Raw genomic sequence first — 23,165 nt, forward strand, 5'->3', positions numbered from 1 at the left:
CGTCACCTCGCCGCACGCCGCGGCGGCGGGACGAGCCGCAGCGGCGTGCGCCGCGGTGCAGGCCCGGCCAACCGATGTCGCGCTAGCGCTGCATCGACTCCCAGACCTTGTGCAGACGCTTGACAGAGACCGGCATCGGCGTGCGCAGTTCCTGCGCGAACAGCGAAATCCGCAGTTCCTCGAGCAGCCAGCGGAATTCCGCGAGCCGCGCATCGGCGACGCCGCCGCGCTGCGACACCGCGCGCTGGTACTGCTGGGCGAGCGGCAGCAGCTCGGCCGACTGCTTCGCGTCGCGCGCCGGATCGGCCTTCAGCTTGTCGATCCGCAGCGCGATGCCCTTCAGGTAGCGCGGGAAGTGCGCAAGCTGCGCGTAAGGCGTGTCGATCACGAAGCGCTTGCCGACCAGCGCGGCCAGTTGCTGCTGCAGGTCCGCATGGGCCTGCGCGAACGGCTTCGCCTGCGCGAGCTTCTTCACGAGGCCCGCGTATTCGGCCAGGATCTGCCCGACGAGCCGCGCGATTTCCTGCGCGAGCAGGTTCAGGCGGCTGCGGCCCTCGTCGCGGCGCGCATGGAAGCTCGCGTCGTCGTCGGGCAGCGGGTCCTGCAGGCACGCGCGGTCGAGCGCCGTGTCGATCAGCTGGTCGCGCAGCTCGTCCTGCGTGCCGAGCGACATATACTGCATCGCCATCTCGCGCAGGCCCGGCAGGTTCTTTTCCAGGAACTTGATCGGCTCCTTCAGCTGCAGCGCGAACAGCCGCCGCAAGCCGGCCCGGTGGATGCGCGCGGCCTCCTCCGGCGAATCGAACACCTCGACGTCGCAATGCGTGCCGCGGTCGACGAGCGCCGGGTAGCCGTACAGCGTCTGGCCGCGCCGGCGGATCTCCAGCAGCTCGGGCAGCTTGCCGAAATTCCACGTCGTCAGGTTCTCGTACAGCGCGGTTGCGCCGGTGTCGGCCGGAGCGGCCGTCTGCGGCGCCCCGCCCTTGCCCGGCTTGCCGCCCCGCGCCGCCAAACCCGGCGTGGCGGCGGGCGCGGCCGTGTCGACTGCGTCGCCCGCGCCGGCGTCGCCGCCGGTCGCGATCGTCGATGCCGCCGCGATCTTCTGGAACTGCTGCTGCGCCTGCGCGCCCAGCTCCTGGCGAAGCTGCGCGAGATTGCGCCCCATCGCAAGCTGACGGCCGTGCTCGTCGATCACCTTGAAGTTCATGAACAGGTGCGCGGGCAGCGTCTCGAGCTTGAAGTCGGCCGTTTTCATCGCGACCTGCGTCTCGCCGCGCACGTCGGCGATCAGCGCCTCGACGAGCCCGCCCGCGCCGAAGCGCTCGCGGCCCATCCGCTCGACGAAGCCGGCCGCGTACTCGGGCAGCGGCACGCAGTGCCGGCGCAGCTTCTGCGGCAACGACTTCAGCAGCAGCTGCACCTTCTCCTTCAGCATCCCGGGCACGAGCCATTCGCAGCGGCGTGCGTCGACCTGGTTCAGCGCGTAGAGCGGCACCGCGAGCGTCACGCCGTCGCGCGGCGTGCCGGGCTCGAAGTGGTACGTGAGCGCCATCTCGACGCCGGCCATCGTCGCGCGCTTCGGGAACAGGTCGGTCGTCACGCCGGCCGCCTCGTGGCGCATCAGGTCGTCGCGCGACAGGTACAGCAGCCGCTGCTTGTCTTCGGACTGGCCCCCCTTCTTCACCTCGTCGCGATACCAGCGCTCGAACGCGGCGCCCGTATGGATGCCTTCCGGGATCGCGTGGTCGTAGTACGCGTAGATCAGCTCGTCGTCGACCAGCACGTCCTGGCGGCGCGACTTGTGCTCGAGCTGCTCGATGTCGGCGAGCAGCTTGCGGTTGTGCGCGAAGAACGGCAGCTTCGTGTCGAATTCGCCTTCGACCAGCGCGCCGCGGATGAACAGCTCGCGCGCGCGCGCCGGGTCCTGCTTGCCGAACGCGACGCGCCGCCGGTGGTAGATCGGCAGCCCGTACAGCGTCGCGCGCTCGAACGCGCTGACCTGCGCCGGACGCTTCTCCCAGTGCGGCTCCGACAGCGATTTCTTCAGCAGGTGCGCGCCGATCTTCTCGACCCACTCCGGCTCGATCTTCGCGAGGCAGCGCGCGTACAGCCGGCTCGTCTCGACGAGCTCGGCCGCCATCACCCAGCGGCCGGCCTTCTTCGCGAGCGCGGAGCCCGGCCACAGGTAGAACTTGATTCCGCGTGCGCCGAGGTAATGCGGATCGTCGTCGGCCTTCATCCCGAGGTTGCCGAGCAGGCCCGTCAACAGGGCCAGATGGATCTGCTCGTACGTGGCTTCGGCTTCGTTGAGCCGCCAGCCGTGCTCGCGCACGACCGTCAGCAGCTGCGAATGGACGTCGCGCCATTCGCGCAGCCGCAGGTGCGACAGGAAATTCTGCCGGCATGCGTCGATCAATTGGCGATTCGACTTCTTGTGCGCGACGGCCTCTTCGAACCACGCCCAGATCTTCAGCCACTGCAGGAATTCGGAGCGCTCGTCGGCGAACCGGCGATGCGCCTGATCGGCCTGCTCCTGCGCTTCGATCGGGCGATCGCGCGGGTCCTGTACGGACAGCGCGCTCGCGATGATCAGCACCTCGCGCAGCGACTGCTGGTCGCGCGCGGCGAGAATCATCCGGCCGACGCGCGGGTCGAGCGGCAGCCGCGCGAGCTCGCGGCCGAGCGGCGTCAGCGCGTTGTCGTCATCGACAGCGCCGAGCTCGTTGAGCAGTTGATAACCGTCCGCGATCGCGCGGCCGGGCGGCGGTTCGAGGAACGGGAACGATTCGATCGCGGTGAGGTGCAGCGACTTCATCCGCAGGATCACCGACGCGAGCGACGAGCGCAGGATTTCCGGATCGGTGAAGCGCGCGCGCGCCTGATAGTCGCTTTCCTCGTACAAGCGGATGCACACGCCGTCGGCCACGCGGCCGCAGCGGCCCGCGCGCTGGTTCGCGGCGGCCTGCGAGATCGACTCGACCTGCAGTTGCTCGACCTTGTTCCGGTACGAATAGCGCTTCACGCGTGCAAGACCGGTATCGACCACGTAGCGGATGCCCGGCACCGTCAGCGACGTTTCGGCCACGTTGGTCGCGAGCACGATCCGGCGCGCGTTCGACGCCTTGAACACCTTGTCCTGGTCGGCCGCCGACAGCCGCGCGAACAGCGGCAGGATCTCGGTGTGCGGCGGATGATGCTTGCGCAGCGCCTCGGCCGCCTCGCGGATCTCGCGCTCGCCGGGCAGGAACACCAGCACGTCGCCGGGGCCTTCGCGGCACAGCTCGTCGACCGCGTCGACGATCGCGTCCATCAGGTCGCGCTCGGCCTCGCGCGCGGTCTTCACGCGATCGCGGCCGCCCGTGCCCTCGGCGTTCTTCACGGCCGGGCGGTCCTCGGCCACCGGCCGGTAGCGCATCTCGACCGGATACAGCCGCCCGCTCACCTCGATCACCGGCGCCGGACGTTCTTCGGTGCCGAAATGGCGCGCGAAGCGGTCGGCGTCGATCGTCGCGGACGTGACGATCAGCTTCAGGTCCGGCCGCCGCGGCAGGATTTCCTTCAGATAGCCGAGCAGGAAGTCGATGTTCAGGCTGCGCTCGTGCGCCTCGTCGATGATCAGCGTGTCGTACGCCTTCAGCAGCGGGTCGGTCTGCGTCTCGGCGAGCAGGATGCCGTCCGTCATCAGCTTCACGGACGCGCCGGGTGCGAGATTGTCGGTGAAGCGCACCTTGTAGCCGACCACCTCGCCGAACGGCGTGCCGAGTTCCTCGGCGATCCGGCGGCCGGTCGACGACGCGGCCAGGCGCCGCGGCTGCGTATGGCCGATCAGGCCCGTGCCGCCGGCACCGAGGCCGCGGCCGAGATCGAGACAGATCTTCGGCAGTTGCGTGGTCTTGCCCGAGCCGGTTTCGCCGCAGACGATGACAACCTGATGACCGGCGATCGCGCGCGCGATTTCGTCGCGCTTGCCCGATACGGGCAGGCTTTCGGGGTAGGTGATCGGCGGAACGGGATTCGGTGTGGCCGCCCTGGGCGGGACTGCCGCGCGCGGCGCACGCTCCCGGCGCGGGGCGCGCTCGCCCGTTGCCTGCGGCGCGCCCTTCGCGGCCGGCTGGCGCGCGTCGCCGCGCCGTTCGTCATTGCGCGGCCCGCGCGGCGCCTGTGCCGGCGTGGCCGCCGGCTTGTCCTGCTGCTGGCGCGGCGGCTGGCCCTGCTGCTCGCGCGCATCGGCCGCACCATCCGGGTGCTTCGCCGACGGCGTATTGGCCCGCGTCGGCGCGGGACTTTTAGAAACATTCGACATGGGGGCGCATTATAATCCCGCCCATGAATTCCCAAACCGACCTCCCTCCCGCCCAGACCGGCGCCGCGACGCCGCCGGCCGCCGACGATTCGGCCGCCAGCCACGCGCAGTTCGTCGACTGGATGCGCTCCGTCGCGCCCTATATCCACAAGTTCCGCAACAGCACGTTCGTCGTGGGGTTCGGCGGCGAGGTGGTACAGCAGGGGCTGCTGAATGCGCTCGTGTCCGACATCGCGCTGTTGCAGGCAATGGGCATCCAGATCGTGCTCGTGCACGGCTCGCGCCCGCAGGTCGAGGAGCAGTTGAGCCTGCACGGTGTCGAATCCGAGTTTTCGCACGGGCTGCGCATCACCGATGCGCGCGCGCTCGAATCGGCGAAGGAAGCGGCCGGCGAAGTGCGTCTCGACATCGAGGCCGCGATCAGCCAGGGGCTGCCGAACTCGCCGATGGCGCACGCGCACATCAGCGTCGTGTCCGGCAACTTCGTGACCGCGCGGCCGGTGGGGATTCTCGACGGGGTCGATTTCGCGCACACGGGCATCGTGCGCAAGATCGACGCCGAGTCGATCCGTCATTCGCTCGCGAGCCGCAAGCTCGTGCTGCTGTCGCCGCTCGGCTTCTCGCCGACCGGCGAGGCGTTCAACCTGTCGATGGAAGACGTCGCGTCGGCGGCCGCGATCGCGCTGCGCGCCGACAAGATCATATTCCTGACCGAAGGCCCCGGCATCGTCGGCGACGAAGGCGAGCTGGTGCGTGAAATGTCGCTCGACGCGGCGGCCGAGCTGCTCGATTCCGGCAACATCCAGGGCGACGACGCGTTCTTCCTCAAGCATTCGATCCGCGCATGCCGCGGCGGCGTGACCCGCGCGCACCTGATCCCGCAGTCGCTCGACGGCAGCATGCTGCTCGAACTGTTCCTGCACGACGGCGTCGGCACGATGATCTCGTACGAGAACCTCGAAAGCCTGCGCGAGGCGACGCCGGACGACGTCGGCGGCATCCTGTCGCTGATCGAGCCGCTCGAGTCGGACGGCACGCTGGTGCGGCGCGGCCGTCACCAGATCGAACGCGACATCGACCACTTCTCGGTGATCGAGCACGATGGCGTGCTGTTCGGCTGCGCGGCGCTGTACCCGTACCAGCAGGAGAAGATCGGCGAGATGGCGTGCCTGACGGTCGCGCCGGAAGCGCAAGGCTCGGGCGACGGCGAACGCCTGCTCAAGCGCATCGAGCAGCGCGCCCGCGCGCGCGGCCTCACGCACATCTTCGTGCTCACGACGCGCACCGAGCACTGGTTCCTCAAGCGCGGCTTCGTCAAGGTCAGCGTCGACGACCTGCCGGAGGACCGCCGCAAACTCTATAACTGGCAGCGCAAGTCGCTCGTGCTGATGAAGCAGCTCTGAGCGCAGGCACGACTGCCCTTCCCCCCAGACCGATTACAGGAGAAGTACACGATGGCTCGAATGATCCAATGCGCGAAGCTCGGCAAGGAAGCCGAAGGCCTCGATTTCCCGCCGCTGCCGGGCGAACTCGGCAAGCGCATTTACGAGAGCGTCTCGAAGGAAGCATGGCAAGGCTGGCTCAAGCAGCAAACGATGCTGATCAACGAAAACCGCCTGAACATGGCCGACCCGCGCGCGCGCCAGTACCTGATGAAGCAGACGGAGAAGTACTTCTTCGGCGACGGCGCGGACCAGGCGTCCGGCTACGTGCCGCCGACGGAAGGCTGAGCGACGACGCGGCGCGCGACGGCCGCGACGGCGGCGTCGCGACGTGAAGCCAACGCCCGGACAAACGGCACCGTGTATCGCACGGTGCCGTTTGCTTTTGGGACGCCTGATCGGGCGCGAACGAAGGCCACGCGACGCGCGGGCCGCCGGGCGCGCGACGCCGCGGAATCCCCGCATCGCCACCCCATCGCATCGCGCCGGCCTGCCGGCTCAACCCGCGGGTTTCAACGTGCCGCGATCGTCGGATTGCGCGGCTTCGCCTGGGGGGCTTCCCGCCCCCGTGCTCTCGGTACCCCACTCGGCCGCGTCGCTGCGCTCGGCGCTCGACAGTTCGTCGGCGCGATACCCGGTGCGATTGAGCAGCGCCAGCATGCACGCGAGCGACACGAGCGCATAGAGCCCCGACGCGATCGCGACGCCGACGATGCTGCCGGTCGCATTGAGGATCGCCTGCGCGAGCACGGGCGTACCGCCGCCGACGACCAGCGCGCTCAACTGATACGCGAGCGACAGGCCCGTATAGCGGATGTTGGCCGGGAACACGCGCGCGAGCACGCCGCCGACCGCGCCGTAGAACATCGCCGACGGGATCGTGGAAATGCACATGCCCGCGACGGCGACCCAGTACGAACGCGTCGCGAGCGCATGGAACATCACGGGCATCAGCACGATTTCCGGGATCAGGATCCAGCACATCGCGCGCCGCATGTCGACCTTCGATACGAACCACGCGCCGACCGGCTGCATCAGGAATTGCACGACGAGCGAAATCGACAGGATGCCGAGAAACGTACCCTGCGCGTAACCGAGTTCCCTGGTCGCCCACGACAGCGCGAACGTGCTGCGGAAATACGTGACGTTGATCACCGGCAGCGTGCCGGCCGCAAGCAGCACGACAACCCAGTGGTCGCGCACGACGTCGCGCAGCGGCAGCTTCACCGTGCGCTTGCGCGCGAGCACGCGCTGCATGTCGACCGATTCCTCGAGCCTCAGCCGGATCACCATCCCGATGATCACGAGCACGGCCGACAGCAGGAACGGAATGCGCCAGCCCCACATTAGGAACGACGGCGTCGGCAGCGCGCTCAGCGTGAAGAATGCGGCCGTGGCCAGCAGGTTGCCGGTGGGCGAGCCCTGCTGCGCGAACGCCGCATACAGGATGCTGCGATGCTTCGGCGCATTCTCGCTCGCGATCAGCACCGCGCCGCCCCACTCGCCGCCGACCGCGATGCCCTGCAGCACGCGCAGCACGACGAGGCCCGCGGGCGCCCATACGCCGATCGACGCATAGCCGGGCAGCAGGCCGATGCCGGTCGTCGCGAGCCCCATCATCACCAGCGTGATCACGAGCGCGGTCTTGCGGCCGACGCGATCGCCGAGATGGCCGAACACGATCCCGCCGAGCGGCCGCGCGGCGAAGCCGGCCCAGAACGTGACGAACGCGAGCAGCGTCGCGACGCCGGGGTCCATCGTGCTGGAAAAGAACACCTTGCCGAACACGAGCGCGGCGGCCGTGCCGTAGATGTAGAAGTCGTACCACTCGATCGTGGTGCCGACGAACGCCGCAAGGGCGGCGCGGCCGGGCCGCGGCTGCGCGGCGGGCGGGGATAGCGGACGGCTCATCGATGTCTCCATGTTTGTTCGGCTGCGCGACTGTCGCGCGCGTTGCCGGATGGCCGGCCTTGCGCCGCCGGCTGGCGGGGTTGCGCTACGTTGCGTTGCCTGGGGGTTGCCGTCGATGTTGCGATCGGCCGGTTCCGGACGACGCGCATCTGCAGGCGCCGTCGCTCGTCACGTCTCGTCCGGCGCGACCTTCAGCACGCCGGCATCGAGCAGTGGCTGCTGGAGCGCGCGATCGACGCCGAGACGGTCGAGCACCGCGCGCGTGTCGCGACCGAGCGCGGGCGGCGCCGACCGGTAGGTGGCCGGCGTGCGCGACAGCTTCACCGGCGACGCCGTGCCGCGATACGCGCCGATCTCGACGAACAGGTTGCGGTGCAGCGCATGCGGATCGCGCGCGACGTCGGCCACCGTGCGCACCGGCCCGCACGGCACGCCGGCCGCCATCAGGTCGCGCGCGAGCGGCTCGCACGCGTGCGCGGCGAGCCGCGCTTCCAGTTCGACCTTCAACTGCGGCCGGTGCGCGCAGCGGCTGCGGTTGTCGACGAAGCGCGGATCGCCGGCCAGCGCCGGCGCACCGAGATGCGCGACGAGCCGCGCGAACTGCCGGTCGTTGCCCACCGCGAGGAAAATCGGCACGGTGGCCGTGCGGTAGCTGTCGTACGGCGCGATGTTCGGATGCGCATTGCCGCTGCGTTCCGGCACGCGGCCCGACCCGAAGAAATTCGGCAGATGCGGATGCAGCAGCGACACGCCGCAGTCGTACAACGCCACGTCGATCGACTGGCCGCGCCCGCTCTTTTCGCGCTCCGCGAGCGCCAGCAGGACGCCAGCGAGCGCGTTCAGCCCCGTGACCATGTCGACGATCGGCAAACCGATGCGTGTCGCGGCACCGTCGCGCTCGCCATTGACGCTCATCAGCCCGGCCATCGCCTGGATCACCGCGTCGTAGCCCGGCAGGCCGCCGAGCGGGCCGTCGTCGCCGAAGCCCGTCACCGCGCAATGGATCAGGCGCGGGAAGCGCGGCTGCAGGTCGCGTGCGTAGTCCATCCCCCAGCGCGCGAGCGTCCCGGGCTTGAAGTTCTCGACGAGCACGTCGGCGTCTTCGAGCAGGCGCCACAGGATCGCGCGCCCTTCGTCGTGCGACAGGTCGAGCGCGAGCCCCTCCTTGTTGCGGTTCACGCCCATGAAGTACCAGGCCGTGTCGCCGAGGAACGGCGGCCCCCAGCCGCGCGTCTCGTCGCCGTCAGGCGGCTCGATCTTGATCACCGTCGCGCCGTGGTCGGCGAGCGCCTGCGTGCAGTACGGGCCGCCGAGCACGCGGCTCAGGTCGACGACCTTCAGGCCGTGCAGCGCGCCGCGCGTGGTGTTCTCGGTCGCCGTGCTCATCGCTCGATCTCCGGCAGCAGGTCGAGCGCCATGTCGAGCGCCACCGGCGTGCCGCGCAGCAACGCGTCGGACGCGGCCGATTCATCATCGCGCGATGCCGGCGCGAGCGGATCGACCGGTAGCAGCTTGTGCCGCACGACCAGGTGCGCGAGCGCGAGACGCCTGAAGTCCGGCGCGAGCCGTGCGCCCTCGCAGGCCATCAGCACGGCCGCGCTCGCGTAATACAGCGCGGACGCGGCCTGCCGCACGCGCGCGTCGTCGCCCTCCCCGGCGACCCGTGCGAGCGCATCGCACGCCCGCGCGAGAATGCGCCGCAGCGCCGTGCGGCTCGCGTCGGGCAGCGGCGCCGCGCCCAGACGATCGCCGAGGAACGTGCGCAGCGCGTCGAGCGCATGCTCGCGCTGCGCGGCGCGCGCGACGTCGAGCGCGACGATGTTGCTCGTGCCTTCCCAGATCGAACCGAGGTGTGCGTCGCGCACGAGCCGCGCGTCGCTCCATTCCTCGATATAGCCGGTGCCGCCGCGCACTTCCATCGCATCGCCCGTCACGCGGCGCGCGTCCCGGCACGCGCGGAACTTGATCAGCGGCGTCAGGATCCGCACGCAGCGCGCCGCCTGCTCGTCGCCCGCATCCGCCTGCGGCAGCAGCAGCGCGATCTGCATGAACATCGCGCGCGCGGCCTCGGCCGGCAGCAGCATCTTCATCAGCTGGCGCTGCATCAGCGGCATCTCGATCAGCTTGCGGCCGAACGCCTCGCGATGCGCGGCGACGTGCAGCGCCTCGTTCAGCGCGCGCCGCATCAGCCCCGCCGCGCGCACGCCGTTCGACAGACGCGACATGTTGATCATGTCGGCCATCTGGTGAAAGCCGCGGCCGATTTCGCCGATCAGGTAGGCCTGCGCGCCTTCGAGCGCGATCTCGCCGCTCGCCATCGAACGGGTGCCGAGCTTGTCCTTCAATCGCACGATCCGGTACGCGTTGCGCGTGCCGTCCGGCAGCGTCTTCGGCAGCAGGAACAGCGCGAGGCCCTTGATGCCGGCCGGCGCGCCGTCGGGCCGCGCGAGCACCATCGCGAGGTCGGCGTCCGCATTCGAACAGAACCACTTGTCGCCGGTCAGGCGCCAGACGGTCTCGCCGTACGCGTCGGTTTCGCAGGTCGCGCGCGTCGCGATCCCGCCGACGTCGGAGCCGGCCGCCTGCTCGGTCATGAACATCGCACCCTGGTACAGCGTGTCGAAGTCGCGCGACGCGAGCCTCGGCAGGTAGCGCGCGACGAGCGCGGGATCGCCGAAGCGGCGCAGCGTGCGCGTCAGCGAATCGGTCATGCTCACCGGGCAGCACAATCCGAACTCGGCCTGCACGAACAGGAACGTCAGCGCGTACTTGACGAGCGGCGGCACCCCATCGGGCTGATGGCTCAGCGACGCGAGCCCGAGCTCCGCATACGCGACGCGTTCGAGCGCGACGTACGCCGGATCCTTGTCGATCCGCTGCACGGCTTCGCCGCGCCGGTTGCGATGCTCGAGCACGGGCGGATGCTTGTCCGCGCGCGACGCCCATTCGTCGAGTTCGCCCGATACGCGCGCGCCGAGCGCGCGCAGCCGCGGCTCGAGTTCGGCGTAGTGCGCGTCGCCGAGATGCAGCTTCAGCAACGCGCCGAGATCGGGATCGACGGTGAAGAAATTGAGGCCCCGGCTGTCGGGGATATTGGATGCGCCGGTGTCCGGCGTGCGAGCAGTGTCGTTCATGCGTGCGTCTCCTGGGTTGCCTGCGCAGTTGCCGGGGCCGGCGTGACGCCGCGGCCGGCCGGTCCTGCGTCAAGCCTTCCGAAGAGCGTAGGCGTGCGGTCGATAAGCGTCCAATACAGGATTTATCCGGTACGATAGATATCGCTTATCGACGCCGACGCCAGGAGGAGACACCGTGGAACTGAGGCAGTTGCGCTACTTCGTGGCGGTCGCCGAGGAGCTGCATTTCGGGCGCGCGGCGAAGCGCCTGTTCATCTCGCAGCCGGCGCTGAGTTTCGACATCCGCAAGTTCGAGGACGCGCTCGGCGTGCAGCTCTTCTCGCGCACCAACAAGACCGTCGCGCTAACCAACGCGGGCGAGGTGCTGCTCGGCGAAGCGCGCCGGCTGCTGCTGCAGGCGGCCGAAGCCGAGCGCCTGACGGTACGCTCCGCGTCGGGCCTCGCGGGCCGGCTGCGGATCGGCTTCGTCCACTCGATGCTGTATCGCGGGCTGCCCGATGCGGTGCGGCGCTTCGAGGCAGACTATCCGGGCGTCGAGGTCGTGCTGAGCGAGATGAACACGCACGCGCAGGTGCAGGCGATCCAGCGCGGCCAGATCGATCTCGGCTATGCGCACTGGGGCCGCTTCCCGCCCGACGTCGAATCGGCGCCCGTCTATGCGGAGCCGTTCGTGTGCTGCCTGCCGGCCGCGCATCCGCTCGCGCGGCGCCGGCAGGTCGCGCTCGCCGCGCTCGCGACGGAACCGTTCATCCTGTTTCCGCGCGACGCCGCGCCGCACTATCACGACCTGATCATCGCGCAGTGCGTGAACGCGGGCTTCAGTCCGGTGATCCGCCACGAGGCGCGGCTGTGGCAGACGATCCTGTCGATGATCGAGTTCGGGATGGGCATCGCGCTGGTGCCGCGCGTGCTGCAGCAGGCGAAAAGCGACCGGCTCGCGTTCCTGCCGCTGAAGGACGCGTCGCTCGAATCGCGCACGCTCGCGCTGAAACGCAGCGGCACCGCCGAACCGGTCGCGTTGCGCTTTGCAGGCTACGTGCGCACATCCATCGACGCGCTGCGCGCTCCGGCGAGATGAGCACGCGGCCTGCGGACCGGTGCTTGCGGCTGTTTAAAAAAATTTGCAGAAAGGGCTTTACGAACCCCAAAATCTCTGACATAATTTGATTCTTCTTTGGGCGGTTAGCTCAGCGGTAGAGCACTGCCTTCACACGGCAGGGGTCACTGGTTCGATCCCAGTACCGCCCACCAAAGAATTCAAGGGCCTGCGTCTCACGACGCAGGCCCTTTTCGTTTTGGCGTCGCGCGTGCCCGGCGCGATACGGGCGCCCCATCACGCGACGCCGCGCCCTCCGCACGCAGGTGTGCCGTGCTTACCGCATGTCCCCCACCCGCTCCGCCGTCGCATCGAACGCGCGCTTCGCCTTGTCGACGATCTCGTCGACCTCCGCCTCGCGAATCACAAGCGGCGGCGACAGCAGCATCCGGTCGCCGGTCGCGCGCATGATCAGGTTGCCGTTGAAGCAGAAGTCGCGGCAGATCGTGCCGATATCGATGCTCGCATCGAACCGCTCACGATCGCGCGCCAGCTGAACGCCCGCGACCAGCCCGCTCCCCGCGATCTCGCCGACGATCGGATGGTCGCCCAGCGCATCGCGCAGCCGGCGCTGGAAATACGGCCCGATATCGGTCTTCACGCGCTCGACGATGCCTTCGTCGCGCAGCAGCTTCAGGTTCGCGACCGCGACGGCCGCCGCCACCGGATGGCCGGAGTACGTGAGGCCGTGATTGAATTCGCCGTTGTCGATGATCGGGCGCGCGACGCGTTCGTGAATGCCGACCGCGCCCATCGGCACGTAGCCCGACGTCAGGCCCTTCGCCATCGTGATCAGGTCCGGCTCGAAGCCGAAGTGCTGGTGCGCGAACCATTCGCCGGTGCGCCCGAACCCGCCGATCACTTCGTCCGCGACGAGCAGGATGTCGTACTTGCGGCAGATCCGCTGGATTTCCGGCCAGTACGTCGACGGCGGGAAGATCACGCCGCCCGCGCCCTGGAACGGCTCGCCGATGAACGCCGCGACGTTGTCCGCGCCGAGCTCGAGGATCTTCGCTTCGAGCTGCTGCGCACGTGCGAGACCGAACGCTTCGGGCGTCTCGCCTGGCTGCGCTTCGCCGAAGAAATACGGCTGGTCGATGTGCACGATGTGCTCGACCTTCGACGGCATCTGCTCGTGCATGTAGCCCATCCCGCCGAGCGTGCCGCCCGCGATCGTCGAGCCGTGATAGCCGTTCTTGCGCGAGATCACGTACTTCTTCTGCGGCTTGCCCTGCACGCGCCAGTACTGGTGCACGAGTCGCAGCACGGTGTCGTTGCCTTCCGAGCCGCTGTTGCAATAGAAGAAGTGGTTGAAACCGGCGGGCGTCACCTCGGCGAGCATCGCCGACAGCTCGATGATCGGTGGATGCGTGGTCTTGAAGAACGTGTTGTAGAACGGCAGTTCCTGGATCTGGCGATACGCGGCGTCGGCGAGTTCCTTGCGGCCGTAGCCGACGTTCACGCACCAGAGGCCGGCCATCCCGTCGATCACCTTGTTGCCGTCCGAGTCCCACAGGTAGACACCGTCGGCCTTGACGATCACGCGGCTGCCGGCGCGGTTGAGCGCGCCCATGTCGGAGAACGGGTGGATGTGGTGCGCGGCGTCGAGCGCGCGAAAATCGGCAGTCGAGTACCGCGGAAAAGCGTCGTTTCGATCGGTCATGTTTTCTCCGTCAAACAGCGCCGCACGCCTACACGTGCAGCAGCAGATGCCTGCGTTCCCACGAGCTGATCACGCGGAAGAACGCTTCGTATTCGGTTTCCTTCAACGCCAGGTAGGCCTTCACGAACTTGTCGCCGAGGATGCCGGCGAGCGGCTCGCACGCGGCCATCAGCGAGATGCCTTCCTCGAGGTTGCGCGGCAGCTGGTACGGCAGGTCATAGCCGTCCGATGCGATCGGCTCGGTCGGCGCGAGCTGTTGCGTGATGCCGAGATAGCCGGCGGCGAGCGTCGCCGCGAATGCGAGGTACGGATTGCAGTCGACGCCCGGAATCCGGTTCTCGATACGACGCGCGACGGGGCTCGACTGCGGAATGCGAAAGCCCACCGTGCGGTTGTCGTAGCCCCATTGCACGTTGATCGGCGCGGCCATGAAGCGCGACAGGCGGCGATACGAATTGATGTACGGCGCGAAGATCGGCATCAGCGCCGGCGTGTACTTCTGCAGCCCGGCCAGATAACTGTGGAACAGCGGCGACACGGCGCCGTTTTCGTCGGCGAACAGGTTACGCCCGGTGCGTATGTCCGCGAGGCTCTGATGAATGTGCATCGCGGAACCCGGCTCGTTTTCCATCGGCTTGGCCATGAACGTCGCATACATGTTGTGACGCAATGCGGCCTCGCGCACCGTGCGCTTGAACAGGAACACCTGGTCGGCCAGCGACAGCGCGTCGCCGTGCATGAAGTTGATCTCCATCTGCGCGGCGCCGACTTCATGGATCAGCGTCTCGATATCGAGGCCCTGCATTTCGCAATACTCGTAGATGTCCTCGAATAGCGGATCGAACTCGTTGACGGCCTCGATCGAATACGACTGGCGGCCCGTTTCCGCTCGCCCCGTACGGCCGACGGGCGGACGCAGCGGCAGGTCGGGGTCGGCGTTCATGTCGACCAGATAAAACTCGAGTTCCGGTGCGACGACCGGCTTCCAGCCCTTCGCCTCGTACAGGTCGAGCACGTGGCGCAGCACGTAGCGCGGCGAGATCTCGACCGGCGAGCCGTCGAAATGCACGCAGTCGTGGATCACCTGCGCGGTCGGATCGACCGCCCACGGGATCAGGCAGATCGTCGACGGATCGGGTACGCACACCATGTCGGGATCGGTTACGCCGGTCAGCGTGCCGTCCTCCGGATAGTCGCCGGTGACGGTCTGCACCATCACGGCCTGCGGCAGGCGCATCGATTCGCCGGATTCGAACTTGTTGCGCGGAATGATCTTGCCGCGCGCGATGCCGGCCATGTCGGGAATGATCGCCTCGACTTCGGTGATGCGGTGCTGTCGCAGGAATTCGCTCAGTTCGGGTTGCATGATCGGTCTCGTTAGTCGATGTCGATATCGGATGCGGCCGGCGACGGCGTCGCGCCGCCCGCATGAAGGCGGTGCGTCATCCGCGCGCGGCACGCCGCGCCGAAGGCCGCGAAGATGTCGCGCGACAGCGGCTGCTCCGCGTAGCGCCATTCGGGATGCCACTGCACGCCGAGCGCGAACGCACGCGCGCCGCGCACGCTGACGGCTTCGACCAGCCCGTCGGGCGCGCTCGCCTCGACGGCGAGCCCCGCGCCCAGGCGCGCGAGGCCCTGGTCGTGCAGCGAATTGACCGTCGCCTCTTGCGCGCCGCGCGCGATCCGCTGCAGCAAGCCGCCCGGTGCGAGCTGCACGACGTGCGCGGGACCGTACTGCCGTTCGAGCGGATCGTCCGGCCGTTCGCGGTGGTCGTCGAAGCCGGCCGTCACATGCAGCCGCTGGTGCAGCGTACCGCCGTACGCGACGTTCAGCTCCTGCATGCCGCGGCAAATGGCGAGCACGGGCACGCCCGCGTCGATCGCCGCGCGGATCAGCGGCAATGCGGTCGCATCGCGCGCCGGATCGTGCAGCGTGTCGGGCACGCTGGCGGCGCCGCCGTAGTGATGCGGTTCGACGTTCGAATAGCTGCCGGTCAGCAGCAGTCCGTCGATTGCCGCGACGATCGCATCAGCCGGCTGCCGCGCGCCGAGTGCGGGCAAGACGAACGCCAGCGCGCCGGCGCCGTCGACGATGGCGGCGAGGTACTTCTCGCCCGCCGTGTGGTTCGGGTGGGCGCCGCGCAGGATGCGGTCGGCGGTGACGGCTACGATCGGTCGTGCACGCACCGGCGTCTCTCCGGTAAGGGCGCGCGACACGCTTGCGCGCGCAACGATGCAGGTTCACGGGTACGTCGCACACGCGCGCAATCGCGCGGCGCAGGCGCAAGCGCGCTCCTGCCGCACGGATGCTGCAACAGCGGGCGATACGACCCGGGACGAAAACGGAAACGGACGCTAGGGCAACAACGATGCGCTGCCGTCGCACTGCACCGCGCTGAACAGGTGCGCGGTCGCGAGATTGAAGCGGCGCGGGCCGCGATGGGAAATGGCGAAGAAGCGAGGCTCGCGTAACGGGGTGGCGCGCGTGCCGCGATCAGCATGCCGGTTCGGCCCGGCCTGAGGCGGCGCGCCCGCCGACGGACTTCGCGTCCGGCGTATCGAAGGGCTGGCGGCTTTCACGATCGTACTCGACTGACTGATGGAGGCAGGACACGTGTCGCTATGCCGCGTGGCGACACGTCAGCAAGATGTCTCGCAGCGGATGCCGGCGCGGTCGGGCCATGTCGATGGCCTCGCCGCCGGTACGCACGTGACGACTTCCTGACATTCAGCTTATATCACCTAAAAATTGCGTCAAATTTTCAGGGGCCGATGACGACATCGATCAGACGAAAAAAAAGGCATCGATCGCGCGGATCGATGCCGTTTTGTGCATTGCATCGGCTTGCCTGCCATGTGCCGACGGGGCGCCACGCACTGCCTCGCCGCGCTGCCGCATGAATGCGGCCCCTGCTCAGCGATGCGCGAGCGCCGTTTCGACGAGCGTCTGCAGAAGCGGCACGATCCGCGCTGCACGCGCTTCGTCGTACGCGTACGGACGCGTCTCCTCCATGTAGGTGATCTGCGACAGCTCGAGCTGCACGGCCTCGACGCCGGTCTCGGGCACGCCATAGTGGCGCGTGATGTAGCCGCCCTTGAAGCGCCCGTTCGCGACGGCCGTGTAGCCGCCGTGCGCGAGCACGCGCGCGGCGAGCGCCTCCGCGAGCCCGGGCGTCGCACTCGCGCCGCTCGACGTGCCGAAGTTGAAGTCCGGCAGGCGGCCGTCGAAGAAACGCGGCACGTGCGAGCGGATCGAATGCGCTTCCCACACGAGCACGCGGCCGTGTTCGCCTTTCACGCGCGCGATCTCGCGTTGCAGCGCGTCGTGATACGGCACCCAGTAGCGGTCGCGGCGACGCATGATCTCGTCGTCGCCGGGCAGCGCGCTCGCCGGATACAGCGGCGCCTTGTCGAACGTATCGACCGGCACGAGGCCCGTCGTGTCCTGCCCCGGATACAGGTTCTCGTTGTCGGGCGGACGGTTCAGGTCGACCACGTAACGCGCATGCGACGGCACGAGGATCGACGCGCCGAGATCGGCCGCGAAGCCGTACAGCCGCTCCAGATGCCAGTCGCAATCGTCGACGAAGCGCGCGTCGGGCGTCATCGTCGCGGCGATGTCGTCGGGAATGTACGTGCCCGCATGCGGAATCGAGATCAGCAGCGGCAGCGTGCCCTGCTTCAGCGTGAATACAGCCGGTTGTTCAGTCATGTCGCCTCACCGTAAGAGTCGGCCGGCGCACCGTGCGCCGGTTGCCGCGCGTCAGCGCAGCAGTTGCGCCAGCGCGGCGCGGTAGTCGGCGTACGCTGCGCCTTCGTCGCGATGGCGGCGGCCGCTCACGACGCGCTCGCCGCCCGTGTAGACGTCGAGCACCGGCGTCTCGCCGTGCTCGGCGAACACGATGCCCGACAGCCATGCGGCGCTGTCGTGTTCGGCAATCGCCGGATGATCGGGATCGAGCACGAGCCAGTCGGCGCGACAGCCCGCGCGCAGCGCACCGATGCGCCGCCCGCTCGCCTGCGCGCCGCCCGCGAGCGACGCATCGAACAGGCGATCGGCGACGTGCGTCTGCGACGCGCTCGCCAGCACGTTGCGCGCGCGGTGCACGAGCCGCTGCCCGTATTCGAGCAGGCGTAGCTCCGAGCGCCAGTCGACCGACGCGTGGCTGTCCGAGCCGACGCCGATCACGCCGCCCTGCGCGAGATAGTCGACGGCCGGGAACACGCCGTCGCCGAGGTTCGCTTCGGTCGTCAGGCACAGCCCGGCGACCGCGCGGCGCTTCGCGAGCGCCGCCGTCTCGGCTGCATCGACGTGCGTCGCGTGCACGAGGCACCAGCGCGCATCGACGTCGAAACGATCGAGCAGCCATTGGACCGGGCGTGCGCCGTACGCGCGCACGCAGTCGTCGACTTCGGCCGTCTGCTCGGCGATGTGGATATGCACCGGCGCATCGTCGGGCAGCCCGTCGAGCAGCACGCGCAGCCCGTTCTCGGACACCGCGCGCAGCGAATGCGGCGCGACGCCGTAGCGCAGCCCGCCATGCTCGGGCGCCGCGCGACGCATCGCGTCGAGCAGTTCGAGCACGCCGTCGGGTGTGTTGATGAAGCGGCGCTGGTCGTCGCGCGGCGGCTTGTTGCCGAAGCCGGCGAACTGGTACGACACGGGCAGCATCGTGATGCCGATGCCGGCCGAGCGCGCGGCGTCGACCACGCGCGTACCGAGCGCCGCGATCTGCGGATAGCGGGAGCCGTCCTGCGCGTGATGCACGTAGTGGAATTCGCACACCGACGTGTAGCCGCACTTGAGCATCTCGACGTACAGCCAGCGTGCAATCGCCGCGAGCGCGTCGGGCGTGATCTTCAGCGCGAAGCGGTACATCAGGTCGCGCCAGCTCCAGAAGCTGTCGGCGGGATTCGCGCGGTATTCGGTGAGCCCCGCCATCGCGCGCTGGAACGCGTGCGAATGCAGGTTCGGCATGCCGGGCAGCACCGGCCCGGCCGCGCGCGCGACGCCGGCCGGTGCGTCGGTGTCGGACGTCACGTCGGTCAGCGTGCCGGCCGCGTCCCAGCGCAGCAGCACGTTGCGGCGCCAGCCGTCGGGCAGGTAGGCGTGGTCCGCGAACAACAGGGTATCGGTCATTGCGTGTCCTCATCGACCGGATCGAGCGCTTGAGCCTCTCGTCCGGCCCGGTGCCGCGGCCGGCAGGCGCGAGCGCGTCGCGCCAGCGCCGGCCTCGCGGCGATCGACCGGAACGCGCCGTTGCACAGCGAGTCCGGTCCCTGCAAAGCGTCGGCCGGGCCGGTGCGTCACGTACCCGGCCCGGTCCGTCGCAAAACTATCCGTTCATCCTGCGAAACACGGCCGTGCCGCTGCGTACGACCTGCTCGCACAGCGGTCGGCCGATCCAGTACGCCAGCTCGGCCAGCGAGCCGACCGACCACACGGCGAAGTCGGCCTGGCGACCGACCTCGAGCGCGCCGTGGCGATCCCCGCGGCCAAGCGCCGCGGCCGCATGGCGGGTGACGCCCTGCAGCACCTCCGGCACCGTCATGCGGAACAGCGTGCAGCCCATGTTCAGCGTCAGCAGCAGCGATTCGAGCGGCGACGTGCCGGGGTTGTGATCGGTCGCGAGCGCGATCGGCACGCCGTGCTTGCGCAGCAGCTCGATCGGCGGCAGTTGCGTTTCGCGGATGAAGTAGTACGCGCCGGGCAACAGCACGGCGACCGTGCCGGCCGCCTTCATCGCCTCGATACCGGCTTCGTCCAGAAATTCGAGGTGGTCGGCGGACAGCGCGCGGTAACGCGCGGCGAGCGCCGTGCCGCCCGCATTCGACAGTTGCTCCGCATGCAGCTTCACCGGCAACCCTCGGCGTGTCGCCGCTTCGAACACGCGCTCGGTCTGCGCGAGCGAAAAGCCGATGCGTTCGCAGAACACGTCGACCGCGTCGACGAGCCCTTCGTCGGCCAGCGTCGGCAGCATCCGCTCGCACACTTCGTCGATGTAGTCGTCCGCGCGTCCCGCGTATTCCGGGGGTAGCGCATGCGCGCCGAGGAAGGTCGTATAGACGGTGACCGGGAAGCGTTCGCCGAGCTGGCGCGCGACGCGCAGCATCTTGCGCTCGCTTGGCAAGTCGAGCCCGTAGCCCGACTTGATCTCGATCGCGGTCACGCCTTCGGCGAGCAGCGGCTGCAGACGCGCGGCGGCCTGCACGAACAGCGTCGTCTCGTCGGCCGCGCGCGTCGCGCGCACCGTCGACACGATGCCGCCGCCCTGCCGCGCGATTTCCTCGTAGCTGACGCCCGCGAGGCGCTGCGCGAATTCGTCGGCGCGCGTGCCGCCGTACACGAGGTGCGTATGGCAGTCGACGAGGCCCGGCGTCACCCACGCGCCGTGCAGGTCCTCACGCCGCCAGTGCGCATAGCCGTGCGGCAGCGCGGACAATGCGCCGAGCCACGCGATCGTGCCGGTTTCGTCGACGGCGATCGCAGCGTCGTCGATCGTCTCGTCGGGATGGCCGTGCGGACACAGCCTCAGGTGATGCCAGACAGTCGGTTTCATGCGTTCAGTCTCGTTCGCCGACGGCAAGCGATACGGCCAGCAGCGCGCCGCTTCCGCTCACGACGACGTCAAACGCACGCCGCGGCCCGTCGAGCCGCAACGTGTCCATTTCCTGCAGCGCATAATGCGCGCCATCGATCTCGACGCCGACCGCGCCCGTCGCACAGAACAGCAGTACGGTATCGGCGCGCTCGATGCGGTGCGTGCCTGCGAGCCATACGTCGACCGCCCCGCGCGCGGCCGAACGGCGCGTCATTAGGTTGAAGTCGCGCGTCGCGCCGTCGTGCAGCGTCGCGTCGATCGCCGTCTCGCCCGCGAAATCCGCACGGGCCAGCGGTGCGTCGAGCACGTGCCGCGTGCCACCCGCTTCGGCGAGCGTCATGCCCGCGCCGGACAGCAGCACAAGCGTGCGGTCGACGCCGTCGAAACGCGAGAACGGCCCGGCCGCGCCGACGTCCGCGACGCTCACGCGCCATGCGAACGTATCCAGCGCGGCGCCCGGCGGGAATGCACCGATCTCGCGCGTCACGCCGCCGCCGTTCTTCCACGGCGACGCGACGAGATCCGCCGCGCGGATCATCACGGCGGCCAGCGTCGCGTTCACCGGCGCCTGGTCGAGCGCCGTCATGCTCAGCGGCCGAGCATCGGCAGCTTCAGGCCGGCTTCGCGGGCCGTCTGCTGCGCGAGTTCGTAGCCGGCATCCGCATGGCGCATCACGCCCGTGGCCGGATCGTTCAGCAGCACGCGACCGAGACGCTCGTGCGCATCAGCCGTACCGTCGGCGACGATCACGACGCCCGAGTGCTGCGAGAAGCCCATGCCGACGCCGCCGCCATGGTGCAGCGACACCCACGATGCGCCGCCCGCGGTGTTCAGCAGCGCGTTCAGCAGCGGCCAGTCGCTGACCGCGTCCGAACCGTCCTTCATCGATTCCGTCTCGCGGTTCGGGCTCGCGACCGAACCGGTGTCGAGGTGATCGCGGCCGATCACGATCGGCGCCTTCAGTTCGCCGTTCTTCACCATCTCGTTGAACGCCTGGCCGAGGCGATAGCGATCCTTCACGCCGACCCAGCAGATCCGTGCCGGCAGGCCCTGGAACGCGATGCGCTCGCGCGCCATGTCGAGCCAGTTGTGCAGGTGCGGATCGTCGGGGATCAGCTCCTTCACCTTCTGGTCGGTCTTGTAGATGTCTTCCGGATCGCCGGACAGCGCGACCCAGCGGAACGGCCCCTTGCCTTCGCAGAACAGCGGACGGATGTAGGCCGGCACGAAGCCCGGGAAGTCGAACGCGTTCTCGACGCCCATTTCCAGCGCCATCTGGCGGATGTTGTTGCCGTAGTCGAGCGTCGCCGCGCCGCGTTCCTGCAGCGCGAGCATCGCGCGCACCTGCACGGCCATCGACTGCTTCGCGACCTTCACGATGCTCTGCGGATCGACCTTCTGCGCTTCGCGCCATTGCGCGACGGTCCAGCCTTGCGGCAGGTAGCCGTTGATCGGATCGTGCGCGCTCGTCTGGTCGGTCACGCAGTCCGGCGTGATGCCGCGCGTGACGAGTTCCGCGAACACGTCGGCCGCGTTGCCGAGCAGGCCGACCGACACCGGCTTGCCGGTGCGCTTCGCTTCGTCGATCATGCCGAGCGCTTCGTCGAGCGTCGTCGCCTTCTTGTCGACGTAGCGCGTCTTCAGGCGGAAGTCGATGCGCGTCTCGTCGCATTCGACCGCGATCATCGAGAAGCCGGCCATCGTCGCGGCGAGCGGCTGCGCGCCACCCATCCCGCCCAGGCCGCCCGTCAGGATCCAGCGGCCCGACGGATCGCCGTTGAAATGCTGGTTCGCGACCGAGAAGAAGGTTTCATAGGTGCCCTGCACGATGCCCTGGCTGCCGATGTAGATCCAGCTGCCGGCCGTCATCTGGCCGTACATCATCAGGCCCTTGCGATCGAGCTCGTGGAAGTGATCCCAGTTCGCCCAGTGCGGCACCAGGTTCGAGTTCGCGAGCAGCACGCGCGGCGCATCCTTGTGCGTGCGGAACACGCCGACCGGCTTGCCCGATTGAATCAGCAGCGTTTCGTTTTCCTCGAGATCCTTCAGCGACGCGAGGATCTGGTCGTAGCATTCCCAGTTGCGCGCCGCACGGCCGATGCCGCCGTACACGACGAGCGCATGCGGATGCTCGGCGACTTCCGGATCGAGGTTGTTCTGGATCATCCGGTAGGCCGCTTCGGCCAGCCAGGTCTTGCAGGTCTTCTCGCTGCCGCGCGGCGCGCGGATCGTGCGCGTCGGATCGAGACGGGGATCGATATGTTTCGGATGATTCATGACGGCTGCTCCCGAAGGAAATGGAAGATCAAATAGGAATCAGAAATGCCCGGTGAAGCGATAACGGCTGCCGGGATGCCACAAATTCGCCACCGAGGCGACGACGCCCTGCGACCAGGTGCGCCGATGTAAAACCAGACACGGTTCGACGCCGTCCATCCGCAGCTGCTCGCGCCGCTCCGGCGCCGGGGCCGCCGCTTCGATCCGGTACTCGACGCGCTGCAGCGGCGCCGCGCGCATCAGGTACAGGTTCGGCGTCGTGTTCGTGAAATCCTGCTCGGCGTAATCCGGCGCGACCGCCGGATTCACCCATCGTTCCTCGAGCTGCACCGGTTCGTCGTTCTCGAAGTGCAGCACCTGCGAATGAAACAGCTTCGTGCGCACGGCCACCTGCATCTCGTCGGCAAGCGCATCGTCGGCGCGGATCGTGTCGAGCCCGAGCACGCTCGCGCGGTACGCATGCCCGCGTGCGCCCACCTCTTCCGAGATGCTGCGGATCGCGACCAGCGTCGACTCGTACTTCGGCCGCGCGACGTAGGTGCCCGCGCCCTTCATGCGCGTGAGCACCTGCTCGGCCGTCAACTCGCGCACCGCGCGGTTGACGGTCATGCGCGCCACCTTGAACTCGCGTGCCAGTTCGTTCTCGGACGGCACCTGATCGCCCTCCGCCCATTCGCCGGCGTGAATGCGGCCCAGGATGAAATCCTTGATCTCCTGGTAGACCGGCGCGCTCATCG

Annotated in this window: 16 protein-coding genes and 1 tRNA gene; 4 read left to right on the forward strand and 13 right to left on the reverse strand. The window is 68.7% G+C overall.

The window, feature by feature from the left end; genetic code table 11:
* Window positions 1–82: 82 nt before the first annotated feature.
* Entirely contained in the window at window positions 83–4,303 is a 4,221-nt protein-coding gene (gene hrpA, locus CFB81_RS11080; protein WP_089435277.1) for an ATP-dependent RNA helicase HrpA, read from the reverse strand.
* A 23-nt stretch (window positions 4,304–4,326) separates the two neighbouring features.
* Here hrpA and argA point away from each other — a divergent pair, with 23 nt between their 5' ends.
* Together argA and CFB81_RS11090 are read left to right on the forward strand one after the other, a co-directional pair.
* Entirely contained in the window at window positions 4,327–5,706 is a 1,380-nt protein-coding gene (gene argA, locus CFB81_RS11085) for an amino-acid N-acetyltransferase (protein ID WP_050013028.1), read from the forward strand.
* Between the two features lie 51 nt (window positions 5,707–5,757).
* On the forward strand, window positions 5,758–6,033 hold the full coding sequence (locus tag CFB81_RS11090; protein ID WP_006478357.1) for an oxidative damage protection protein: 276 nt from the start codon (window positions 5,758–5,760) through the stop codon (window positions 6,031–6,033).
* Window positions 6,034–6,243: 210 nt separating this feature from the next.
* On the opposite strand, the gene CFB81_RS11095 is transcribed toward CFB81_RS11090, so the two are convergent.
* The 3 genes from CFB81_RS11095 to CFB81_RS11105 form a co-directional block, all read right to left on the reverse strand.
* Window positions 6,244–7,656, reverse strand: coding sequence for an MFS transporter (locus CFB81_RS11095; RefSeq protein ID WP_089435278.1), 1,413 nt, complete (start codon window positions 7,654–7,656; stop codon window positions 6,244–6,246).
* A gap of 168 nt (window positions 7,657–7,824) precedes the next feature.
* Window positions 7,825–9,042, reverse strand: a complete 1,218-nt coding sequence (locus CFB81_RS11100) for a CaiB/BaiF CoA-transferase family protein (protein WP_089435279.1) — start codon at window positions 9,040–9,042, stop codon at window positions 7,825–7,827.
* Window positions 9,039–10,790: an acyl-CoA dehydrogenase family protein gene (locus tag CFB81_RS11105; protein WP_089435280.1), complete on the reverse strand. Its 1,752-nt coding sequence runs from the start codon at window positions 10,788–10,790 to the stop codon at window positions 9,039–9,041. The genes CFB81_RS11100 and CFB81_RS11105 overlap by 4 nt, the downstream gene beginning before the upstream one ends.
* Before the next feature lie 175 nt (window positions 10,791–10,965).
* Here CFB81_RS11105 and CFB81_RS11110 point away from each other — a divergent pair, with 175 nt between their 5' ends.
* Window positions 10,966–11,868, forward strand: a complete 903-nt coding sequence (locus CFB81_RS11110) for a LysR family transcriptional regulator (RefSeq protein WP_089435281.1) — start codon at window positions 10,966–10,968, stop codon at window positions 11,866–11,868.
* 98 nt (window positions 11,869–11,966) lie between these two features.
* Window positions 11,967–12,041 (forward strand) — tRNA-Val (locus tag CFB81_RS11115).
* Between the two features lie 122 nt (window positions 12,042–12,163).
* Here the strand turns inward: CFB81_RS11115 and CFB81_RS11120 are convergent.
* From CFB81_RS11120 to hutC, 9 genes are all read right to left on the reverse strand, one after another.
* Window positions 12,164–13,549: an aspartate aminotransferase family protein gene (locus tag CFB81_RS11120; RefSeq protein WP_089435282.1), complete on the reverse strand. Its 1,386-nt coding sequence runs from the start codon at window positions 13,547–13,549 to the stop codon at window positions 12,164–12,166.
* Between the two features lie 28 nt (window positions 13,550–13,577).
* Complete coding sequence (locus CFB81_RS11125; RefSeq protein ID WP_069617762.1) at window positions 13,578–14,915, reverse strand: glutamine synthetase family protein; 1,338 nt, start codon at window positions 14,913–14,915, stop codon at window positions 13,578–13,580.
* A gap of 11 nt (window positions 14,916–14,926) precedes the next feature.
* Window positions 14,927–15,736 (reverse strand): gamma-glutamyl-gamma-aminobutyrate hydrolase family protein, encoded by an 810-nt coding sequence (locus CFB81_RS11130; protein ID WP_089435283.1) that lies wholly within the window; start codon window positions 15,734–15,736, stop codon window positions 14,927–14,929.
* 727 nt (window positions 15,737–16,463) lie between these two features.
* Entirely contained in the window at window positions 16,464–17,261 is a 798-nt protein-coding gene (gene hutG / locus CFB81_RS11140) for an N-formylglutamate deformylase (protein WP_089435284.1), read from the reverse strand.
* 51 nt (window positions 17,262–17,312) lie between these two features.
* Entirely contained in the window at window positions 17,313–18,689 is a 1,377-nt protein-coding gene (locus CFB81_RS11145; protein WP_089435285.1) for a formimidoylglutamate deiminase, read from the reverse strand.
* 196 nt (window positions 18,690–18,885) lie between these two features.
* Window positions 18,886–20,109: an imidazolonepropionase gene (gene hutI, locus CFB81_RS11150; RefSeq protein ID WP_089435286.1), complete on the reverse strand. Its 1,224-nt coding sequence runs from the start codon at window positions 20,107–20,109 to the stop codon at window positions 18,886–18,888.
* Window positions 20,110–20,113: 4 nt separating this feature from the next.
* Window positions 20,114–20,737 carry a HutD family protein gene (locus CFB81_RS11155; protein WP_089435287.1) on the reverse strand — a complete coding sequence of 208 codons (624 nt, stop codon included), beginning with the start codon at window positions 20,735–20,737 and terminating at the stop codon, window positions 20,114–20,116.
* A gap of 2 nt (window positions 20,738–20,739) precedes the next feature.
* Complete coding sequence (gene hutU, locus CFB81_RS11160; protein WP_059791395.1) at window positions 20,740–22,428, reverse strand: urocanate hydratase; 1,689 nt, start codon at window positions 22,426–22,428, stop codon at window positions 20,740–20,742.
* Window positions 22,429–22,467: 39 nt separating this feature from the next.
* Window positions 22,468–23,163 carry a histidine utilization repressor gene (gene hutC / locus CFB81_RS11165; protein ID WP_069617756.1) on the reverse strand — a complete coding sequence of 232 codons (696 nt, stop codon included), beginning with the start codon at window positions 23,161–23,163 and terminating at the stop codon, window positions 22,468–22,470.
* Window positions 23,164–23,165 lie beyond the last annotated feature (2 nt).

Source organism: Burkholderia sp. AU28863 (genome assembly GCF_002223195.1).
Lineage (GTDB): Bacteria > Pseudomonadota > Gammaproteobacteria > Burkholderiales > Burkholderiaceae > Burkholderia > Burkholderia sola.

Excerpts from the sequence above, each read along its gene's own strand:
- hrpA (WP_089435277.1), bottom strand. The coding sequence starts at position 4,303 with ATGTCGAATGTTTCTAAAAGTCCCGCGCCGACGCGGGCCAATACGCCG.
- CFB81_RS11100 (WP_089435279.1), bottom strand. The coding sequence starts at position 9,042 with ATGAGCACGGCGACCGAGAACACCACGCGCGGCGCGCTGCACGGCCTG.
- CFB81_RS11145 (WP_089435285.1), bottom strand. The coding sequence starts at position 18,689 with ATGACCGATACCCTGTTGTTCGCGGACCACGCCTACCTGCCCGACGGC.
- CFB81_RS11125 (WP_069617762.1), bottom strand. The coding sequence starts at position 14,915 with ATGCAACCCGAACTGAGCGAATTCCTGCGACAGCACCGCATCACCGAA.
- CFB81_RS11155 (WP_089435287.1), bottom strand. The coding sequence starts at position 20,737 with ATGACGGCGCTCGACCAGGCGCCGGTGAACGCGACGCTGGCCGCCGTG.
- argA (WP_050013028.1), top strand. The coding sequence starts at position 4,327 with ATGAATTCCCAAACCGACCTCCCTCCCGCCCAGACCGGCGCCGCGACG.
- CFB81_RS11120 (WP_089435282.1), bottom strand. The coding sequence starts at position 13,549 with ATGACCGATCGAAACGACGCTTTTCCGCGGTACTCGACTGCCGATTTT.
- CFB81_RS11090 (WP_006478357.1), top strand. The coding sequence starts at position 5,758 with ATGGCTCGAATGATCCAATGCGCGAAGCTCGGCAAGGAAGCCGAAGGC.
- hutI (WP_089435286.1), bottom strand. The coding sequence starts at position 20,109 with ATGAAACCGACTGTCTGGCATCACCTGAGGCTGTGTCCGCACGGCCAT.
- hutU (WP_059791395.1), bottom strand. The coding sequence starts at position 22,428 with ATGAATCATCCGAAACATATCGATCCCCGTCTCGATCCGACGCGCACG.
- CFB81_RS11105 (WP_089435280.1), bottom strand. The coding sequence starts at position 10,790 with ATGAACGACACTGCTCGCACGCCGGACACCGGCGCATCCAATATCCCC.
- CFB81_RS11095 (WP_089435278.1), bottom strand. The coding sequence starts at position 7,656 with ATGAGCCGTCCGCTATCCCCGCCCGCCGCGCAGCCGCGGCCCGGCCGC.
- hutG (WP_089435284.1), bottom strand. The coding sequence starts at position 17,261 with ATGACTGAACAACCGGCTGTATTCACGCTGAAGCAGGGCACGCTGCCG.
- hutC (WP_069617756.1), bottom strand. The coding sequence starts at position 23,163 with ATGAGCGCGCCGGTCTACCAGGAGATCAAGGATTTCATCCTGGGCCGC.